Genomic DNA, 18,339 nt, shown 5'->3' with positions numbered 1-18,339 from the left:
AGGAATCACATCGATTGCCGATTCTGGAATCCCAGATTCAGCGTTCGAGTCAATCTGTCGCAGCAAAATGTGTGCATGCCCTAGTGCTTTCGCAGGGACGACGAGCGGAGAAAGCAGCGCGCGTCTCAATGCGACGCCAGCGGCACGTAGTCGTACTCTCCGACGCCTTGCAGGATCAAGAACGTCAGCGATGTCGTGCCGGCGTTGGTGACGAGGTGCGGGCGGGTCGGGCGGACGGCGTAGACTTCGCCGACCTTCAGGTTCACCTCCTCCTTCGGCTCCTGCAGGAACAGCCGCATCTGGCCCTCCAGCACATAGAACGTGTCGGAGATGTTGCTGTGGGTGTGCCACGGCACCTTCTGGGTCGGCGAGAGCTGCAGCTCCATGATGCGAAAGCCGGGGCGGGCGGCGTGCATGGCACGGTGCTCGACTTCGTAGAGGTGGCTGGCATCCTTGAGCGGTTGTCCTGACTTCACGGCGGCCTCCCGGAGATGTTCTTGTGACGCGCGATGCTAGTCCCGTTCGGCTGTCCGTGAAACGCTCGGAACGAGCATGACCGATGCGCGCGGACGAGGCCGTCGGGTCGTGATGGTTGCGTGACGTCACAACGTCGCGGACGACGCCCCCAGATGTCGAGTTCCGCGAAACGTGATCGTCTGGTTCAGCGAACGTTCAGGTCGGGGCGAAAAAACTCAGGGAGTGCAGTTGGTCCAACTCAGCAACAAAGGGAAACTCTCATGGAACGCCGCGATTTTCTGAAGATCGCCTTCGGTGTCGCCGCCGGAGCAGCCACGTTCGTAGCAACGGCCCAGGCGGCGCCGCTCGCGCCGCTTCCCCTCAACCAGGATGCACGCTCGCCGGCGACCAACGATGCGCATCCGGCCGTGACCACGGGCGACGAGGTCGATCGCCTGAAGCCCGAGCAGGTGCGCTGGCATCACGGTTGGCATCATCGGCGCTGGCACCACAGGCATTGGGGTTGGCGCCGCCGTCATTGGCGCCGTCACTGGCGCCGTCATCACTGGCGCCGCTGGTGATATCGACTCCATGTCGAAAAAGAAAAACCCCGCGCGAAGCGGGGTTTTGTTTGTTCGGAATGCGCCGCGATCAGATCGGGCGGCAACGGCCGTAGCGCCACATGAATCCGTAGGGGCAGGCGCGGACGCGCGGCGCCACCACGACGGGGCGCTCGACCACGACCGGCGGGCGGACGACAACGGCACCCGGAGCGACGACAACAGCGCCGCGGTTCCTGACGCAGCCGCCATAGGGACCACGATGCCAGCCGGGGCCGCAGCCACCGGCCGCATCAGCGGCGCTGATGCCAGCGAATGCGGTCGTCACCAAAACTGCTGCCGCAAAAAGATACTTCATGACTTCTCCTTTATTTAGGCCGCGCTGCGGCACCGCAACAAACTTTTAGATTACCGATTCGCCCGGCCGGATCATTGCAGAAGCCGTGCCCGATGTCGTCGACCATAATGTTGCGGACTGAATGCGACATGAATGTTGCGGGTCACACCTGCGTCAGTGCGTCGCAAGAACGCTCAGAATCATTTCGAAATATTTCGAAGCCGCGTGCGCAGCGTGCGTCACGATGCCGATGCAAATGTATCGGAGTGCGAGACAAGCGTGACGAGGGCGTGCGTGAAATAGCCGATGCCGATTTGAACGCGCGACGTTACTCGCCGGCGCCGAACAGCGCAGCGAACCGCTTCTCGCCGTTGCGCGAGAAATTGACGACGCGGCTGCCGGGCGTCGCGTCGCGCGCGGCCCATTTCAATTCGGTGAAGCGCTCCATCATCGCAGCGCCAAGCGTGCCGGCGAGATGATGCCGCCGCTCGCTCCAGTCGAGGCAGGCCTTGCACACCGGGCGGCGTGGATGCGTCAGCGTATCGGCGTCGATCTGCAGTTCCTCCGCCATGAAGCGTTTGCCTTCGCCGGTCAGCTCGATCGCCTGCTTGCTCTGGCGCACCAGCTTCTGCCGCTTCATGCTGTCGAGCATCTGCACACCGAGATCGCCGGCAAGATGGTCGTAGCAGATGCGGGCGCGGCGCAGCGCCGGATCCTTCGGCCCGGTGCGCACGCGCATGTGGCCGGCGCGGGCAGCGATGCCCTGCAGGCCTTCCAGCACATCGGCGACGTCGGGGTCGGAGAGGCGATAATAGCGGTGGCGGCCCTGCTTCTCGGGCTCGATCAGCCCGCCGGCCTCGAGCTTGGCAAGATGCGAGCTCGCCGTCTGCGGCGTGATGCCGGCCTCCTGCGCCAGCTCGCTCGCGGTCAGCGCGCGGCCGGTCATCAGCGCGGTCAGCATGTTGCAGCGTGCGGGATCGCCGACCAGGGCGGCGATCCGGGAGATGTCGGGTCCTGCTTTCATAGTTCGATGATAGCCGAAGCATCGAGGTCGGGCAAGGCGGTAGTGTCTCACCGTGCCGTTATTGCGAGGAGCTCGCGACAAAATGGCGAAGCGATTTTGCGCTGAAGCGACGAAGCAATCCATGCCAACGCGAGTGGAGCCGTGGATTGCTTCGCTGCGCTCGCAATGACCGAGAACAGAGGACATCCCAATGACCATCACCGTCTTCATTCGCTACCAGCTCGATCCGTTCAAGCGCGCGATGTTCGAGGAGTATTCGCGGAACTGGCTGTCGATCATCCCGCGCTGCGGCGGCGATCTGCTCGGCTACTGGATGCCGCATGAGGGCACCAACAACATCGGCTTCGCGCTGATCTCGTTCGAGAGCCTCGCCGCCTACGAGGCCTATCGCGCGCGGCTGCGCCAGGACAAAGAGGGCATGGCGAATTTCAACTTCGCGGAAGAAAACCGCTTCATCCTCGCCGAGGAGCGGACATTTCTGCGCAAGGTCGAGCTATAGTCGTTCCGCAACAAGAATGAGCGGAGGCGCCCATGATCGCCGTGATCTTCGAAGTCTGGCCGAAGCCGGAGCACCGGAATCTGTATTTCGACCTGGCCGCCGAACTGAAACCGATCCTGCAGGAGATCGACGGCTTCATCTCGGTCGAGCGGTTCGAAAGCCTCACCGAGAAGGGCAAGTTCGTGTCGCTGTCATTCTTCCGCGACGAGGCCGCGGTAGAAGCCTGGCGCAACACCATCGAGCACCGCCGCACCCAGGCCAAGGGCCGCGCGCGGATTTTTGACAACTATCGCCTGCGCGTTGCGAGTGTGATGCGCGACTACGGCCTGAACGAACGCGAGCAGGCGCCGAAAGACAGTCGCGCGGTACATGAGCCGCACTAGCGCGCAGCAGGGCTCGTGCCTATCTCTGCGCGGCCAACGAATCTAGGGAGCGACCGATGCCACTGCCAACTGCTGACAAACGCACAGCCTTCAAGAAGCTGCACGAGAGCGGGTGCTTCATCATTCCAAATCCGTTCGATGCCGGCAGCGCCCGCGCATTGCAGCATCTCGGCTTCAAGGCGCTGGCCTCGACCAGCGCGGGCTTTGCCTGGACCATCGCCAAGGCCGACAACCGCGTCACCATCGACGACGTCTGCGATCATCTGACAGCGGTGTGCGCGGCGGTCGATATTCCCGTCAACGCGGATTTCGAGGGCGGCTTCGCCGTCGAGCCCGAGAAGGTTGCGATCAATGTCGCGCGCGGCGTCAAGACCGGCGTCGCCGGGCTGTCGATCGAGGACTCCACCGGTGACGCGGCCAATCCGCTGTTCGAGCACAATCTCGCGGTCGAGCGCATCAAAGCGGCGCGCAAGGCGATCGATGCCGACAACAGCGGCGTGTTGCTCACCGGCCGCTGCGAAGCATTCCTGTGGGGGAAGAAGGACCTCAACCTGGTGATCGAAAGGCTGCAGGCCTATTCGGAAGCCGGGGCGGACGTCCTCTATTCGCCGGGCATCTCGACGAAAGAGGAAATTATCGCGGTCGTGAAGGCGGTAGCGCCGAAGCCGGTCAACCTCCTGATCGGCGGTGCGTCCGAGCTGACGCTGCAAGTGGTCGCCGACCTCGGCGTACGGCGGATCAGCGTCGGCGGGGCCCTTGCGCGAATGGCCTGGACCGGCGTCATGAAGGCGGCGAAGGAGATGGCCGAGAAGGGCACCTTCACCGAATTCGCCAACGGCTATCCCGGCGGCGAGCTCAACAAGATGTTCAAGTAGACCTTGCGCGCAAAAAGGCAGCGGACCGTTTCGGCCCGCTGCTCGCGCCTGGTAGTGTCAGTTATTGCTTCGAAGTCCCGGCCGGCGGGGCGGCGGGCTTGTTCATGTCAGACTTGTTCATGTCCGACGGCGGGCTGGCCGGCTGCGCCGGCGCCGCGCCCGTGGTCACGCCGGGCTGGCTGTTGGGCTTCGGCGTCACGTCGCGCATGCCCGGAGGCGCCCCGGCCGGATTGGCCGGCTGTTGCTGCGCGGTCTGCGTCGACGGCGTCGTGCCCGCCTCGTGGACCGACGTATTGTTCAACCCATAGAACAGCGCGCCGAGCACCACGGCCACCGCAACTGCGAACATCGCGATCTTGGTGCTGCTTGCCGATCCCTCCCGTAGTTCCGGATCGGGCTGCAACTCGTTGTCCAGGCTGTTGAAGCGCGCCTGACGGCGGATTTCGTCATCGGTCAGGTTGGCGCGATACGGATCGTCAGGGTTGTAAGCCATTGCAAAGTTCCTCCGTTAGCACCTCAAAGCTAAACGCAGGGGACAATGGCTGGCGCGTCGGGATGTTCCGCGCCAATGTTGCAACCAGTTCATGCAGGAACCGGCGATTCCCAGCGGTTCCAAACCTGTTCCATGAGGCCTTTTCCATGTGGACCATGCCGCCCACCGATTCGGTGCTGCACGTGCTCTCGTTCATTGCCGTTGCGGCGCAAGCGATGACGGCGGCGCTGGCGGCCGGTCGACGCAGCATGGATTGGGCCGGCGTCTGCATGTTAGGCGCAATCACCGCGCTCGGCGGCGGCACCATCCGCGACGTGCTGCTCGGGCATTATCCGCTGCTCTGGGTCGCGAACCCGATCTACCTCGCGGTCGCGGCGGCCAGCGCCTTCGCGACCATCCTGCTGGCGCGGCTGGTGGTCAGGCTCAATCTCGCATTCCTCGTGCTCGATGCGATCGGGCTCGTGGTGTTCACCATGGCGGGCTGCGACGTGGCCTGGCAGGTCGATGCCTCGCTGCCGATCGTGATCGTCTCCGGCATGATCACAGGCTGCGCCGGCGGCGTGCTGCGCGACATCCTCTGCAACGAGGTGCCGCTGCTGTTTCGCAGCGAGCTCTACGCCAGCGTCTCCGTGGTGACGGGGCTGTTCTATGCGACCGCGTTCGGACTGAACCTCAACCCGCCGATCTGGACCCTGCTGACCTTCGCGCTCGGCCTGAGCTTCCGGATGCTCGCGATCCGCTACAGATGGGAGATGCCGAAATTCGTGTTCTCTGACGAGGAGCGGTGAACCGCTATTTCGCCGTCCGCGCTTTGGCGACCTCGTCCGCGCTCACGGCCGGCGCCGAATTGCCCCAGGAATTGCGGATGTAGGTCGCAACGTCCGCGACCTCCTGATCGCTGAGTTTCGGATAGGCCGGCATCGACCCTGCGTTGGGCGCCCGCGGTGTGGTCACGGTCTGCGCACCGTCGAGGATGATGCGCAGCGTGCTCGCAGGATTGGCCGATTGCAGATTCGCGTTGCCGGGTAGCGGCGGATAGATCCGCGGCGCGCCGGAGCCGTCGAGCTCGTGGCAGGCGACGCAGGCCCCTCGATAGATCCGCTCGCCGTTGCTCATCTGCGCGGGCGAGGCTGAGGTGACCTGCGGCTCCGGTGCGCCGGCGGGCAGGCTCTTCAGATAGACGGCGATCGCGCGCACGTCGGCGTCGCTCATCTTCGAGGTCGAGTTGACCACCACCTCGGACATCAGCGGACCGGCATGGCTGTGCCCGTTGCGGCCGCTCTGCAGATATTCGGCGATGTCAGCTGCGCTCCAGGACTTCAGCCCGCCGCGCTCCGCGCCATCGAGCCGTGGCGCGAACATGCCCTGGACCATGCTGCCACTGAGCGCCTGGTCGCGCCTGTCGGCGCCGAAGGCATTCTTCGGCGTGTGGCAGGCGCCGCAATGGGCGAGTGCCTCGACCAGATAGCGGCCGCGATTCCATTCCGCGCCCTTGCTCTGGTCCGGCTGGATGATGCCGGACGTGAAGAACAGCGCATTCCAGGCGCGCATCAGGACGCGGTAGCAATACGGCCAGCGCAACTGGGCTGGCGGCGCCCTGTTATTGACCGGCGCCAGCGTCGCGAGATAGGCGCGGATCGCCAGGATGTCGTCGCGGATCAGCTTCGTGAAAGAGGGGTAGGGGAAGGCGGGATAATAATGCTTCCCGTTCGGCGAGACGCCGCTGCGCAGCGCGCGGAGGAAGTCGTCGTCGCTCCAGCCGCCGATGCCGGTATCGCGATCGGGTGTGAGGTTCGCAGAGAACACCGCACCGAACGGCGTGTCGATCCGCTTGCCGCCGGCGAAGGGCTTTGCCGGATCGGCGGTGTGGCAGCTCGCGCAGTCGCCGGCGACCGTGAGCGCCTTGCCGCGGGCGATGACGTCGTCGGTCGGCGCAGCAGTGCATTCGCGGGCCGCGAACGCACCGCACAACAGCACACCGGCCAGAATCGCACCTGTCGTTCGATGTCGTCGCCGCATCCATTCACCTTCCGCACCTTCCGGTCCACAAGACGCGTTACGCCATTTCGCCGCAGGCCTGTCCTGCGACAGAAACCGAAACCGCCCTCAGATATTCCCGGCACGATATTGCGATTTTTGAGCGACGGGCCTAGTCGCCCAGAATTGTGCTGCGCGGGCCGGAAAATCCGACATAGACTGGTTCTAACAAGTTCGGATGGCTAGCTAAAAAGCAGCCGTCGCGACCAGCGAAAAGAGGGCTAAATGGGAATCAACCAAGGGCCTATCAGCCTCGACCAGAAATATACCCAAGGCACCGGCCACGTCTTCATGACGGGCATCCAGGCGCTGGTCCGCCTGCCCATGGCGCAGATCAGACGCGACCGCGCCGCAGGCCTCAACACGGCAGGCTTCATCTCCGGCTATCGCGGTTCCCCCCTCGGCGGCTACGACCAGCAGCTGTTCGCCGCCCGCAAGCATCTCGAGCAGTACAACATCAAATTCCAGCCCGGCGTGAACGAGGACCTCGCGGCCACCGCGATCTGGGGCTCGCAGCAGCTCGGGCTGTCGGCCGGCGCCAAGTATGATGGCGCGGTCGGCATCTGGTACGGCAAGGGCCCCGGCGTTGACCGCTGCGGGGACGTGTTCCGCCACGGCAATGCGGCGGGCTCCGCCAAGCATGGCGGCGTACTCTGCCTTGCCGGCGACGACCACGGCGCAAAGTCCTCAACCGTCCCGCATCAGTCCGACCACGCCTTCATCTCCGCGCTGATGCCCTACCTCTATCCCTCCAGCATCCACGAAATGATCGAGATGGGCCTCTTGGGTATCGCGATGTCGCGCTACTCGGGCTGCTGGGTCGGCATGAAGGTGATCACCGAGACGGTCGAGACCACGGCCGAGATCGACCTCACCGACGAGATGACGCCCTTCATCATCCCGGCCGATTTCGAGCTGCCGCCGGGCGGGCTGAACATCCGCTGGCCCGACGATCGCTTCGAGCAGGACCGCAGGTTGCAGGACTACAAGGGCTTTGCCGCGATCGCCTTTGCCCGCGCCAACAAGGTCAACCGCATCACCATGGATTCGCCGAACGCGCGCTACGGCATCATGGCTTCGGGCAAGAGCTATGAGGACATCCGCCAGGCACTGCGCGAGCTCGGCATCACGCCCGAGATCGCCGCCAAGATCGGCATCCGCCTCTGCAAGATCGGCATGCCCTGGCCGCTGGAGCCGGAAGGCGTGCGCAATTTCGCTGTCGGCCTCGAGGAGATCTTCATCGTCGAGGAACGCCGCGAGATCGTCGAGAACCAGGTCAAGCAGGAGCTGTTCAACTGGCGCGACGACGTGCGCCCGCGCATCGTCGGCAAGATGGACGATCACGACAAGCGCTTCCTGACCTTCGCCGCCGAGCTCAGCGTGGCCTCGCTTGCGAGCTCGCTGACCGAACGGCTGCTTCGACTTAATCTCAATCCTGAAATCGCCGAGATGCTGCGCGCCAAGGCCGACTGGTTCAACGGCCGCCAGTCGACCCAGATGCAGGCGACGGCGCCGGTCAGCCGCACGCCGTATTTCTGCTCGGGCTGCCCGCACAATACCTCGACCAAGGTGCCGGAAGGCAGCCGCGCGCTCGGCGGCATCGGCTGCCACTTCATGGCGCTGTGGATGAATCGCTCGACCGAGACCTTCACCCATATGGGCGGCGAGGGCGTACCGTGGGTCGGCATCGCGCCGTTCACCAACGAGAACCACATCTTCGCCAATCTCGGCGACGGCACGTACTTCCACTCCGGCATTCTCGCGATCCGCCAGTCGATCGCCTCCAAAGCCAACATCACCTACAAGATCCTCTACAACGACGCGGTCGCCATGACCGGCGGCCAGCGCCATGATGGCGACCTGTCGCCGCAGCAGATCACCTTCCAGCTCCACGCCGAAGGCATTCGCGAGATCTATCTGGTCTCGGAAAATCCCGGCGCCTATCCGGCCGATACCATCGCGCCCGGCGTCAAGCTGTTCCATCGCGACGAGCTCGAGAACGTCCAGAAGATGTGCCGCGACACCAAGGGCACCTCGGCGATCGTGTTCGTGCAGACCTGCGCTGCGGAAAAACGCCGTCGCCGCAAGCGCGGCCTGATGGAGGATCCGGCGCGCCGCGTGCTGATCAATCCGGCCGTCTGCGAAGGCTGCGGCGATTGCTCGGTGCAGTCTAACTGCATCTCGGTCGAGCCGCTGGAGACCGAATTGGGGCGCAAGCGCACCATCAACCAGTCGACCTGCAACAAGGATTATTCCTGCGTGAAGGGCTTCTGTCCGTCCTTCGTCACGGTCGATGGCGGCACGCTCAAGCGTCGCGCGCCCACTGAACTCGGCGACATCGGCGCCTTGCCGGAGCCGGCCACCAAGCCCCCGCTGGATCGGCCCTACAACATCGCGGTCGGCGGCGTCGGCGGCACCGGCGTGCTGACGATCGGCGCGCTGCTTGGCATGGCCGCGCATATCGAGGGCAAGGCCTCGATGATTCTCGACATGTCGGGTCTGGCGCAAAAGGGCGGCGCGGTGCTCAGCCATGTGCGGCTCTCCGAGCATACCGCCGACGTGACCTGCTCGCGCATCGTGACCGGCACGGCGGATCTCGTCCTCGCAGCCGATGAAGTCGTGGCGGTGTCGAAGGACACCATGACGCTGTGCGAGGCGAGCCGCACCGTCGGCATCATCAACAGCCACGTCATCCCGACCGCGGACTTTATCCTGAACCGCGACTTCAATTTCCAGAGCCGCAAGGTCACCGGCGTGCTGGAGACTGAGCTGCGCAAGGACTCTGCCTTCTTCGACTTCACCAAGCCGGCCGAAGCGCTGCTCGGCGACTCCATCGCCACCAACATCATGATGATGGGCTTTGCCTATCAGCGCGGGCTGCTGCCGCTGTCGGCGGAGGCGATCCAGCAGGCGATCGAGGTCAACGGCGTCTCGATCAAGATGAACACGCAGGCATTCCAGCTCGGGCGTCTGGCCGCGGCCGATCCGGCGCGGCTCGCCGCGATGATGAAGGGTCAGGATGAGGACGCCGCGCCGGTCAAGTCGCTGGATGCGATGTCGCTCGACGAGATCATCACCCACCGCATGGCGCTCTTGACCGACTACCAGAATGCGCGGCTCGCCAAGCGCTACCGCAAGCTGGTCGACCAGGTGCGCGAGGTCGCCACCAAGGGCGGCTATGGCGAGGCGCTGCCGCGTGCGGTTGCGATCAATTACGCAAAACTGCTCGCCTACAAGGACGAGTATGAGGTGGCGCGGCTGTTCACCGATGGCCGCTTCGAGAAGCAGCTGCGCGACCAGTTCGAGGGCGAGTTCAAGTTCAACTTCAATCTGGCGCCGCCGATCCTCGGCGGCGGGCTCGATGCGCAGGGCCGTCCGAAGAAGCGGGCGTTCGGGTCGTGGATGATGTCGGCCTTCAGGGTGATGGCGCGATTCCGCTTCCTGCGCGGCACGCCGCTCGACATCTTCGGCTACAACGCCGACCGCAGGCTAGAGCGCGATTTGATCGCGGGCTACGAGAAGGATGTCGCGACGGTGCTGAGCCTGCTGTCGCCGCTCAATCACGACATCGCGGTCGAACTGCTGTCGCTGCCGGAGCGCATCCGCGGCTACGGTCCGGTGAAGGAGAAGGCGATCAAGGAAGCAAAGGTTCGCTACGCGCAACTCGCCGCCGACCTCGCCAACCCGCCGCCAGCGCCGCGGCAGATGGCGGCGGAGTAGGGTAGCCGCATATCGGATGTCGTCCCGGCGAAGGCCGGGACCCATAACCCCCGAACTTTATTGTCGCGCAGCGCTGAGGCCACAGCGCGTTCTAACCACAAAACTCTGTGGTAATGGGTCCCGGCCTTCGCCGGGACGACAGCAGTTTTGAGGCGCGCACAGTGCACGCTAACCGCAGTCTCGCCTGACGGAATATTTCCGCGCTTGCCAAGGTCGCGTCGCCGGTTCAGAAAAACGCTGGAGCGAAAAACGCCAGCGGAGAGCGATTTGACCATCAAGGGCAAGGCCTACATTGCCGGGATCTACGAGCATCCCACCCGGCATGCACCCGATAAATCAACAGCACAGCTACACGCCGAGGTCGCGAAGGGCGCGATCGAGGACGCCGGGCTCACCAAGGACGATATCGACGGCTATTTCTGCGCCGGCGATGCGCCGGGCGGGCTGTGGCCGATGGTCGACTATCTCGGCCTCAACACCAAGAAGCTGCGTCACGTCGACTCCACCGAAACCGGCGGCTGTTCCTATCTAATCCATCTCGGCCATGCCGCCGAGGCGATCGCCGCGGGCAAGTGCTCGGTTGCGCTGGTCACACTGGCGGGCAAGCCGCGCACCGGTCCGATGCCGCCGCGCGCCTCCGGCGCCGAGGCGGACTTCGAATTGGCTTACGGGGCTACCACGCACAATGCCTATGGTATGTGTGCCATGCGCCATATGCACGACTACGGCACCACCTCCGAACAGCTCGCCTGGATCAAGGTCGCGGCCTCGCATCACGCGCAATACAATCCGCATGCGATGCTGAAGGAGGTCGTCACCGTCGAGGACGTGCTGAACTCGCCGATGATCTCGGATCCGCTGCATCGGATGGATTGCTGCGTCGTCACCGACGGTGGCGGCGCGATGATCGTCACGACGCCGGAGATCGCCAAGAGCCTGAAGAAGCCGCTGGTGCGCCTGATCGGCCACGGCGAGGCGATGAAGGGGCCGCGCGGCGGCAAGGATCTCGATCTGACTTACTCGGCCGGCGTGTGGTCCGGTCCGCGCGCCTTCGAAGAGGCGGGCGTGACGCCGAAGGACATCAAATACGCCTCGATCTATGACAGCTTCACCATCACGGTGCTGATGCAGCTCGAGGATCTCGGCTTTTGCAAGAAGGGCGAGGGCGGCAAGTTCGTCGCCGACGGCAATCTGATCTCGGGCGTCGGCAAGCTGCCGTTCAACACCGACGGCGGCGGCCTCTGCAGCAACCATCCCGTCAATCGCGGCGGCATGACGAAAATCCTCGAGGCGGTGCGCCAGCTGCGCGGCGAGGCGCATCCGAAGGTGCAGGTGAAGAACTGCGACCTCGCGATCGCCCACGGCACCGGCGGCCTGCTCGGCGTTCGCCACGCCGCCTCAACCTGCATTCTGGAGCGTGCGTGATGTCTGAAGCCAAGAAGTACAATGCTCCGGTGACTAATCCGGAGACCGCGCCGTTCTGGGAAGCGGCGAAGGCGGGCAAGTTCATGATCAAACGCTGCACCACCTGCGGCGAGGCGCATTACTTCCCGCGCGCGATCTGCCCGTTCTGCTTCTCCGACAAGACGGTGTGGGAAGAGTCGAGCGGCGAGGCCACGGTCTACACCTACAGCCTGATGCGGAAGTCGCCGACCGGTCCCTATGCGATCGCTTACGTGACGCTGAAGGAAGGCCCGTCGCTGCAGACCAATATCGTCGATTGCGATCTGGAGACGGTGAAGATCGGCCAGAAGGTCAAGGTGGTGTGGAAGCCGACCGACGGCGCCCCGCTGCCGTTCTTCACGCCGGCCTAAGAAGTACCTTCCCCCCTTGTGGGAGAAGGTGGCGGCCGAAGGCCGCCGGATGAGGGGTTCTTTCCGCGAACGATGTTCTCTCTGCGGCGCGAACCCCTCACCGAAGTGAGTTTGCGATTTGCGCCGGTGTAGCCCTCTCCCACAAGGGGAGAGGGCGCAACAACGAGCAGCGGCGAAGAAGGAACAGAGTTCGGGGAGAAAACAACAATGCCAATCGTGTACGAACAGCTGATGGCCCTGAAGAATCTCGGCCAGAAATACAGCTACAGCGATCGCGACGTGATGCTCTATGCCTACGGCATCGGCCTCGGCGCCGATCCGATGGATGAGAAGGAGCTCGCCTTCGTCAATGAGGGCGTGCTGACGCCGCGTCCGCTCAAGGTGGTGCCGACCTTCGCGTCGGTCGCAGCCTGGGGCGCCGGCCCCGGCGAGATGAACCTCAACCGCGTGATGGTGGTCGACGGCGAGCGCGATATCACCTTCCACAAGCCGTTCGCGACCGCGGCCCACATCACGGCCGATTCCACTTTGCTCGACGTGTTCGACAAGGGCAAGGACAAGGGCGCGGTGATCCGCCACCAGACCGTATTGAAGGATGAGAAGGGCGAGAAGCTTGCCACGCTGGTGGCCTCGCGCTTCGCCCGCGGCGATGGCGGTTTCGGCGGCCCGTCCGACGGCCAGCCCGAGCCGCACAAGGTGCCGGAGCGCGCGCCGGACAAGGTGGTCGACATCACGACGCGGCCTGACCAGGCGCTGATCTACCGGCTCTGCGGCGACCGCAACCCGCTGCACTCCGATCCGGAGTTCGCCAAGAAGGCCGGCTTCCCGCGGCCGATCCTGCACGGCATGTGCACCTACGGCATCACCTGCCGCGGCGTGCTGCAAACCTATGCCGACTATGATCCGTCGGCCTTCAAGCAGCATGCGGCGCGGTTCTCCTCGCCGGTGTTTCCCGGCGAGACCGTGACCATGGAGCTGTGGAAGGATGGCAACGTGGTGTCGTTCGAGGCCAAGGTGAAATCGCGCGGCGTCACCGTGATCAAGAGCGGCAGGACGGTGCTGGCGTAGCCACTTGCGCTGGTCGTCGGCTCCCTCACCCCGCTCTTGCGGGGGAGAGGTGAAGAAGAAACAACAACGGAGAAACAACCATGGGATTACTCGACGGCAAGGTGGCGCTGATCACGGGCGCGGGCGGCGGACTGGGTGAGGCCTACGCAAAACTGTTTGCGCGCGAGGGCGCGGCTGTGGTGGTCAACGATCTCGGCGGCCCGCGCGACGGCTCGGGCTCCGACAAGTCGATGGCCGACAAGGTGGTCGATGCGATCAAGGCCGAGGGCGGCCGCGCGGTCGCCAACGGCGCCGACATCTCGACCTTGGCTGGCGGTCAGTCGGTGTTCGACGATGCCATCAAGCATTTCGGCCGCGCCGACATCCTGGTCAACAATGCCGGCATCCTGCTCGACGAGACTTTCCACAAGGCCAAGGAAGAAAACTGGGACAAGGTGATGAAGGTGCATCTCAAAGGCACCTTCTGCTGCACCCAGCCGGTGTTCAAATGGATGCGCGACAATGGCGGCGGCGTCATCGTCAACACCTCCTCGACCTCAGGCCTGATCGGCAATTTCGGCCAGACCAACTACGGCGCGGCCAAGGGCGGCATCTGGGGCCTCTCCAACGTGCTGGCGATCGAAGGCCGCAAGTACAACATCCGGATCTGGACGCTGGCGCCGGGCGCCTTGACCCGCATGACTGCGGACCTGCCGCGCTACAAGGAGAACCCGGGCGCGGCGCTCGGCCCGGATGGCATCGCACCGGCCGTGCTCTACATGGTCAGCGATCTCTCGGGCGACCAGACCGGCAAGGTGCTCGGCGTCTCGGGCCCGCGCGGGGTCCGCGAGATGCGGATGATGGAAATGGAGGGCTGGACACCGCCGTTCACGGGATGGAAGGCGGAGGATATCGTCACCCACGCCAAGGAGATCTTCTTCTCCGAAGAAGAGATCAAGAAGTCGGCGCGGCGGTTCAAGTAAGTCCTGGCAAATGCCGTTCCGGTGCGATGCGCGGCATCGGACCGGAATTGATGAGCCGCGTCCGGGGGTAGGGGCTTCCCGATGCGCAATGGCGCACCGGGGAATGACGCTGTATAGAGGGCGGAAACAGATGAGGCACAAATGACCAAACTCACCGCCCAGGCCGCAGGAACCTTTGCGATCGCGCCGACCCCGTTCCACGACGACGGCCGCATCGACGAGGCATCGATCGACCGGCTGACCGATTTCTACACCGAGGTCGGCTGCGACGGCGTCACGGTGCTGGGCATTCTGGGCGAGGCGCCGAAGCTCGATGCCGCCGAGGCCGAGCAGGTCGCGCTGCGCTTCGTCAAGCGCGCCAGGAAGCTGCAGGTGATCGTCGGCGTCTCGGCGCCGGGCTTTGCCACGATGCGCTCGCTGGCGAAGAAGTCGATGGATGCGGGCGCCGCCGGCGTCATGATCGCGCCGCCGCCGCATCTGCGCACCGACGACCAGATCATTGGCTATTTCAAGCAGGCGCAGGAAGCCATCGGCGACGACATTCCCTGGGTGCTGCAGGACTATCCGCTGACGCTCACCGTCGTGTTCACGCCCGCGGTGATCCGCAAGATCGTGATGGATTCGCCGTCCTGCGTCATGCTCAAGCACGAGGACTGGCCGGGCCTCGAGAAGATCTCGACCTTGCGCAATTTCCAGAAGGACGGCTCGCTGCGGCCGCTGTCGATTCTGGTCGGCAATGGCGGCCTATTCCTCGATTTCGAGATGGAGCGCGGCGCCGACGGCGCGATGACGGGTTATGCGTTCCCCGAGCTCCTGATCGACGTCGTCAATCTGTCGAAGGCCGGAAAACGCGATGCGGCGCACGATCTGTTCGACGCGCATCTGCCGTTGATCCGCTACGAGCAGCAGCCCGGCGTCGGTCTCACCGTGCGCAAATACGTGCTGCAGAAGCGCGGCATCATCTCCTCCAGCGCCCAGCGCAAGCCCGGTGCGGTGATTACCCCGCAGGCGAAGGCCGAGGTCGACTATCTGCTCTCCCGCGTGGCGCGGGTCGACCGCCGCGCCAATCTGCAACCGCAATCCAGTGCAGCAGGCTAAGTGATGACCGAGATTGTTGCCCCGCGCCTTGCCTCGACCGTGCTGCTGCTCCGTGACGGCAGCAGCAGCGAGATCGAAGTCTTCATGATGGTCCGCCATCACCAGATCGAATTCAACTCGGGCGCGCTGGTGTTTCCCGGCGGCAGCGTCGACAAGAACGACAAGGAGATCGCCGCCGATCCCGCGCTCTATTCGGGCGGCGAAGGGCTTGATGGCGACGCGCTCGGTTTCCGGATCGCGGCGATCCGCGAGACTTTTGAAGAGAGCGGCATCCTGCTGGCGCGGCCGCAAGGGTCGAAGGATCTGGTCGATGCGAAGCATGCGAACGAGATCGCGACCGCGCATCGCGCGGCGTTGAACGAAGGCAAGATCACGTTCCTGAAGGTGCTCACGGACAACGGCATGGTGCTCGCGCTCGACGAGCTCGTGCCGTATGCGCACTGGATCACGCCGGAGGGCATGCCTAAGCGCTTCGACACCTGGTTCTTCCTGGCCGCAGCGCCGCCCGAGCAACTCGGCGCCCATGACGGCAAGGAATCGACCGATTCGATCTGGGTGTCGACGCGCGAGGCGCTGGAGGGCGGCGAGACCGGCCGCTTCAAGCTGCCGTTCCCGACCACGCGCAATTTGATCCGGCTCGGCAAGCAGCCGAACGTCGGCGCCGCGCTTGCCGATAGCCGTGGCAAGTCGATCGTCACGGTGATGCCCGTGATGACCAAGACCGCCACCGGCCGTCAGCTCCGCATCCCCAGGGAAGCCGGCTACGACGGCGAGGTGTTCGACGTCGGGGCGCTGGGGTAATGCTTCCATAGGCGGCGCAACACATTCGGATGGGGTTCACACTTCGGTCTGAACCGAAGTATCGCCACCGGAAGCTCGCTATAACCACGTCGGTCACCGCGCCGGGGCAATTGCCCGGTGCAAGAGGAGCCGACGTGCAAGCATCGTTCGAAGCGCCGATATCCGACGAAGTCCATCTGACGTTGCCCGGCAGTGCCGACCGGCTGCTGCTGCGGCACTGGCCGGGCGAGGGCGACCCCGTGCTCTACGTTCACGGCGCGACGTTCCCGTCGTCGCTGTCGGTCGGCTACCGCTTCGGCGGGCGGTCCTGGGCGGACGATCTCACGGCCGGCGGTTTCGACGTCTGGGCTTTCGATTTCGTCGGCTTCGGCGGCTCGAGCAGGCCGCGGCAGATGTCCATGCCCGCAAGCGGGGTCGCGCCACTGGGGCGTGCGCCGGAAGCCGCCGCTCAGATCAGTGCGGTTGTCGATCACATCCGCCGCGCGCGGCCCGGCGTGCCGGTCCACATCGTCGCGCATTCGTGGGGCACGATCGCTGCCGGCCTGTTTGCCGGCCATCATCCGGATGCCGTCGGCCGCCTTGTGCTGTTCGGACCGATCGTTCGGCGGGCGCTGGAAGGGTTGCCGCCCCCTGAGAGCATCGGTGCATGGCGCGAGGTCACGATCCCAGATCAATTGAAGCGATTTGTCGAGGATGTCCCACCGTCGCATCCGCCGGTGCTGATCGAGCCTGACCTCGCCGCGTGGGGGCCGGCCTATCTGGCAACCGATGCCGGGGCGGCCGGACGCAACCCGTCGGCGGTCCGGATTCCAAACGGGCCGCAGGCCGACATCATCGCGGCGCTGTCGGGGCAGCTCCCTTACGACCCACGCCGCGTCCTGGCTCCGACGCTGATCGTGCGCGGCGAATGGGACAACCTCTGTCAGGAGGCCGACGCCGCCTGGCTGGCACGCGGGTTGGGCGCCACGGAGAAGGCCGATGTCGTCGTGCCGAAGGCAACGCATCTGATGCACCTTGAACACGGACGGGAAGGCCTGTTTGCGGCGACCGCTGGTTGGCTTGCGGGGAGCGCATCGTGAGTTGCCCCGCGACCGGCGACACGCGCCAACCGAATATGGGCCTCGAGCTCGCTCTGCTGCTCGCGCTCGCCACCCTCTGGGGCGGCTCCTACACCTTCATCAAGCTCGGGGTTGCGACCATCCCGCCGATCACGCTGATCGCCGCGCGCACCGCGATCGCGGGGCTCTTGCTGCTCGTCATCATGCGGATGCGCGGCGTGACGATGCCGACCGACGGCGCGACCTGGCGCCGCTTCATCTTTCAGGCCTGCCTCAACAGCGTGATCCCGTGGACGCTGATCGCCTGGGGCGAGCGCTACGTCGACGCCGGGCTGGCGACGATCCTCAATTCGGCGTCGCCGATCTTCACCTTCCTGTTCACCGCCGCGATCACCCGCCACGAGGCCGCGAGCCCGCGCAAGCTGGTCGGGGTGATCGCCGGGATGGCCGGCATCTGCCTGATCGTCGGCGTCGATGCCTTCCGCGATCTCGGGCAGGGCATCGTGGCCGAGGTCGCGATCGTCGCTGCCACGATCTGCTATGCCTGCGCCGCGATCTTCAGCCGCGGCTTCAAGGGGCTCGATCCGATGGCGCCGGCGGCGGGCTCACTGATCGCGGGCGCTGCGATCCTGATCCCGCTCAGCCTTGCCGTCGAACGGCCCTGGACCCTGACGCCGTCGACCAGTTCGCTGCTCGCCTTGCTGGCGCTTGCGGTGTTCTCGACCGCGATCGCCTTCGTGATCTACTTCCGCCTGATCCAGACCCTCGGTTCGGTCGGCACAACCGCGCAGGCCTACTTGCGGGTGCCGATCGGGGTCGCGCTCAGCGTCGCATTCCTCGGCGAACGGCTGAGCCCGACGGCGTGGGTCGGGCTTGCCTGTGTCGTCGTCGGCGTCGCCGCCATGACGATTCCGGCGCGAAAGATCGCCACGGCCTGAGACCATCGCCGCGACGACGATGCCCCGTGAAGGGGCGCCGCGGCCTGACGTTTGATCCGCCGAACAGCATCAGGACGCCGGCGTCCCGCCGGACCAGCTCGGCTGCCCTGTACCGGATCCGCCACCGGCGCCCGGCCGGGTGACAGACGTCACACCGCCGACAAGCCCGAGCTTGCAGCATGTTTCCCCAAAGCCCGTAATTTCCCGTATATTGGG

Annotated in this window: 19 protein-coding genes; 14 read left to right on the top strand and 5 right to left on the bottom strand. The window is 65.0% G+C overall.

The features are described 5' to 3' along the window. Nucleotides 1-125 precede the first annotated feature (125 nt). Entirely contained in the window at nucleotides 126-476 is a 351-nt protein-coding gene (locus AC628_RS04795) for a cupin domain-containing protein (protein WP_083632578.1), read from the bottom strand. Nucleotides 477-737: 261 nt separating this feature from the next. Between AC628_RS04795 and AC628_RS04790 the strand changes: the two genes are divergently transcribed. Continuing rightward, nucleotides 738-1,037, top strand: coding sequence for a twin-arginine translocation signal domain-containing protein (locus AC628_RS04790; RefSeq protein WP_074125593.1), 300 nt, complete (start codon nucleotides 738-740; stop codon nucleotides 1,035-1,037). 70 nt (nucleotides 1,038-1,107) lie between these two features. Here the strand turns inward: AC628_RS04790 and AC628_RS04785 are convergent, their stop codons facing one another. After that, the gene (locus AC628_RS04785; RefSeq protein WP_074125592.1) at nucleotides 1,108-1,374 is read right to left on the bottom strand and encodes a GCG_CRPN prefix-to-repeats domain-containing protein; all 267 of its coding nucleotides are present in this window, start codon (nucleotides 1,372-1,374) and stop codon (nucleotides 1,108-1,110) included. 307 nt (nucleotides 1,375-1,681) lie between these two features. Then, nucleotides 1,682-2,377, bottom strand: coding sequence for an ArsR/SmtB family transcription factor (locus AC628_RS04780; RefSeq protein ID WP_074125591.1), 696 nt, complete (start codon nucleotides 2,375-2,377; stop codon nucleotides 1,682-1,684). Between the two features lie 190 nt (nucleotides 2,378-2,567). Between AC628_RS04780 and AC628_RS04775 the strand changes: the two genes are divergently transcribed. From AC628_RS04775 to AC628_RS04765, 3 genes are read left to right on the top strand one after another with little or no spacing between them, the layout of a single operon-like run. Then, entirely contained in the window at nucleotides 2,568-2,876 is a 309-nt protein-coding gene (locus AC628_RS04775) for an NIPSNAP family protein (protein WP_050420444.1), read from the top strand. Between the two features lie 32 nt (nucleotides 2,877-2,908). Continuing rightward, nucleotides 2,909-3,259: an antibiotic biosynthesis monooxygenase family protein gene (locus AC628_RS04770; protein WP_074125590.1), complete on the top strand. Its 351-nt coding sequence runs from the start codon at nucleotides 2,909-2,911 to the stop codon at nucleotides 3,257-3,259. Nucleotides 3,260-3,315: 56 nt separating this feature from the next. After that, a complete protein-coding gene (locus tag AC628_RS04765; protein ID WP_074125589.1) occupies nucleotides 3,316-4,134 on the top strand; it encodes an isocitrate lyase/PEP mutase family protein in 819 nt (272 codons plus the stop codon). A gap of 61 nt (nucleotides 4,135-4,195) precedes the next feature. On the opposite strand, the gene AC628_RS04760 is transcribed toward AC628_RS04765, so the two are convergent. Continuing rightward, on the bottom strand, nucleotides 4,196-4,627 hold the full coding sequence (locus AC628_RS04760) for a hypothetical protein (protein WP_074125588.1): 432 nt from the start codon (nucleotides 4,625-4,627) through the stop codon (nucleotides 4,196-4,198). Between the two features lie 146 nt (nucleotides 4,628-4,773). Here AC628_RS04760 and AC628_RS04755 point away from each other — a divergent pair, with 146 nt between their 5' ends. After that, on the top strand, nucleotides 4,774-5,415 hold the full coding sequence (locus tag AC628_RS04755) for a trimeric intracellular cation channel family protein (RefSeq protein ID WP_074125587.1): 642 nt from the start codon (nucleotides 4,774-4,776) through the stop codon (nucleotides 5,413-5,415). Nucleotides 5,416-5,419: 4 nt separating this feature from the next. On the opposite strand, the gene AC628_RS04750 is transcribed toward AC628_RS04755, so the two are convergent. Then, nucleotides 5,420-6,646 (bottom strand): cytochrome c, encoded by a 1,227-nt coding sequence (locus AC628_RS04750; protein ID WP_074125586.1) that lies wholly within the window; start codon nucleotides 6,644-6,646, stop codon nucleotides 5,420-5,422. 243 nt (nucleotides 6,647-6,889) lie between these two features. Here AC628_RS04750 and AC628_RS04745 point away from each other — a divergent pair, with 243 nt between their 5' ends. The 9 genes from AC628_RS04745 (at nucleotide 6,890) to AC628_RS04705 (ending at nucleotide 18,123) form a co-directional block, all read left to right on the top strand. Then, nucleotides 6,890-10,384: an indolepyruvate ferredoxin oxidoreductase family protein gene (locus AC628_RS04745; protein WP_074125585.1), complete on the top strand. Its 3,495-nt coding sequence runs from the start codon at nucleotides 6,890-6,892 to the stop codon at nucleotides 10,382-10,384. A 267-nt stretch (nucleotides 10,385-10,651) separates the two neighbouring features. Next, nucleotides 10,652-11,809 carry a thiolase family protein gene (locus AC628_RS04740; RefSeq protein WP_050625784.1) on the top strand — a complete coding sequence of 386 codons (1,158 nt, stop codon included), beginning with the start codon at nucleotides 10,652-10,654 and terminating at the stop codon, nucleotides 11,807-11,809. Next, on the top strand, nucleotides 11,809-12,198 hold the full coding sequence (locus tag AC628_RS04735) for a Zn-ribbon domain-containing OB-fold protein (RefSeq protein WP_021080623.1): 390 nt from the start codon (nucleotides 11,809-11,811) through the stop codon (nucleotides 12,196-12,198). The genes AC628_RS04740 and AC628_RS04735 overlap by 1 nt, the downstream gene beginning before the upstream one ends. Nucleotides 12,199-12,405: 207 nt before the next feature. Next, on the top strand, nucleotides 12,406-13,266 hold the full coding sequence (locus AC628_RS04730) for a MaoC family dehydratase (protein WP_074125584.1): 861 nt from the start codon (nucleotides 12,406-12,408) through the stop codon (nucleotides 13,264-13,266). Nucleotides 13,267-13,346: 80 nt separating this feature from the next. Then, nucleotides 13,347-14,228 carry an SDR family oxidoreductase gene (locus AC628_RS04725; RefSeq protein WP_074125583.1) on the top strand — a complete coding sequence of 294 codons (882 nt, stop codon included), beginning with the start codon at nucleotides 13,347-13,349 and terminating at the stop codon, nucleotides 14,226-14,228. Nucleotides 14,229-14,369: 141 nt separating this feature from the next. Continuing rightward, nucleotides 14,370-15,326 (top strand): dihydrodipicolinate synthase family protein, encoded by a 957-nt coding sequence (locus AC628_RS04720; RefSeq protein WP_074125582.1) that lies wholly within the window; start codon nucleotides 14,370-14,372, stop codon nucleotides 15,324-15,326. A gap of 3 nt (nucleotides 15,327-15,329) precedes the next feature. After that, on the top strand, nucleotides 15,330-16,127 hold the full coding sequence (locus AC628_RS04715) for an NUDIX hydrolase (RefSeq protein WP_074125581.1): 798 nt from the start codon (nucleotides 15,330-15,332) through the stop codon (nucleotides 16,125-16,127). 134 nt (nucleotides 16,128-16,261) lie between these two features. Continuing rightward, nucleotides 16,262-17,206 carry an alpha/beta hydrolase gene (locus AC628_RS04710; protein ID WP_074125580.1) on the top strand — a complete coding sequence of 315 codons (945 nt, stop codon included), beginning with the start codon at nucleotides 16,262-16,264 and terminating at the stop codon, nucleotides 17,204-17,206. Nucleotides 17,207-17,241: 35 nt separating this feature from the next. Next, nucleotides 17,242-18,123, top strand: a complete 882-nt coding sequence (locus AC628_RS04705; RefSeq protein WP_074125579.1) for a DMT family transporter — start codon at nucleotides 17,242-17,244, stop codon at nucleotides 18,121-18,123. Nucleotides 18,124-18,339: the final 216 nt, after the last annotated feature.

Source organism: Bradyrhizobium sp. NAS96.2, from assembly GCF_001908235.1.
In the GTDB taxonomy this organism is placed as follows: Bacteria; Pseudomonadota; Alphaproteobacteria; order Rhizobiales; family Xanthobacteraceae; genus Bradyrhizobium.
Note: the sequence above shows the minus strand (reverse complement) of the source record. Positions and strands in the feature narration are given on the sequence as shown.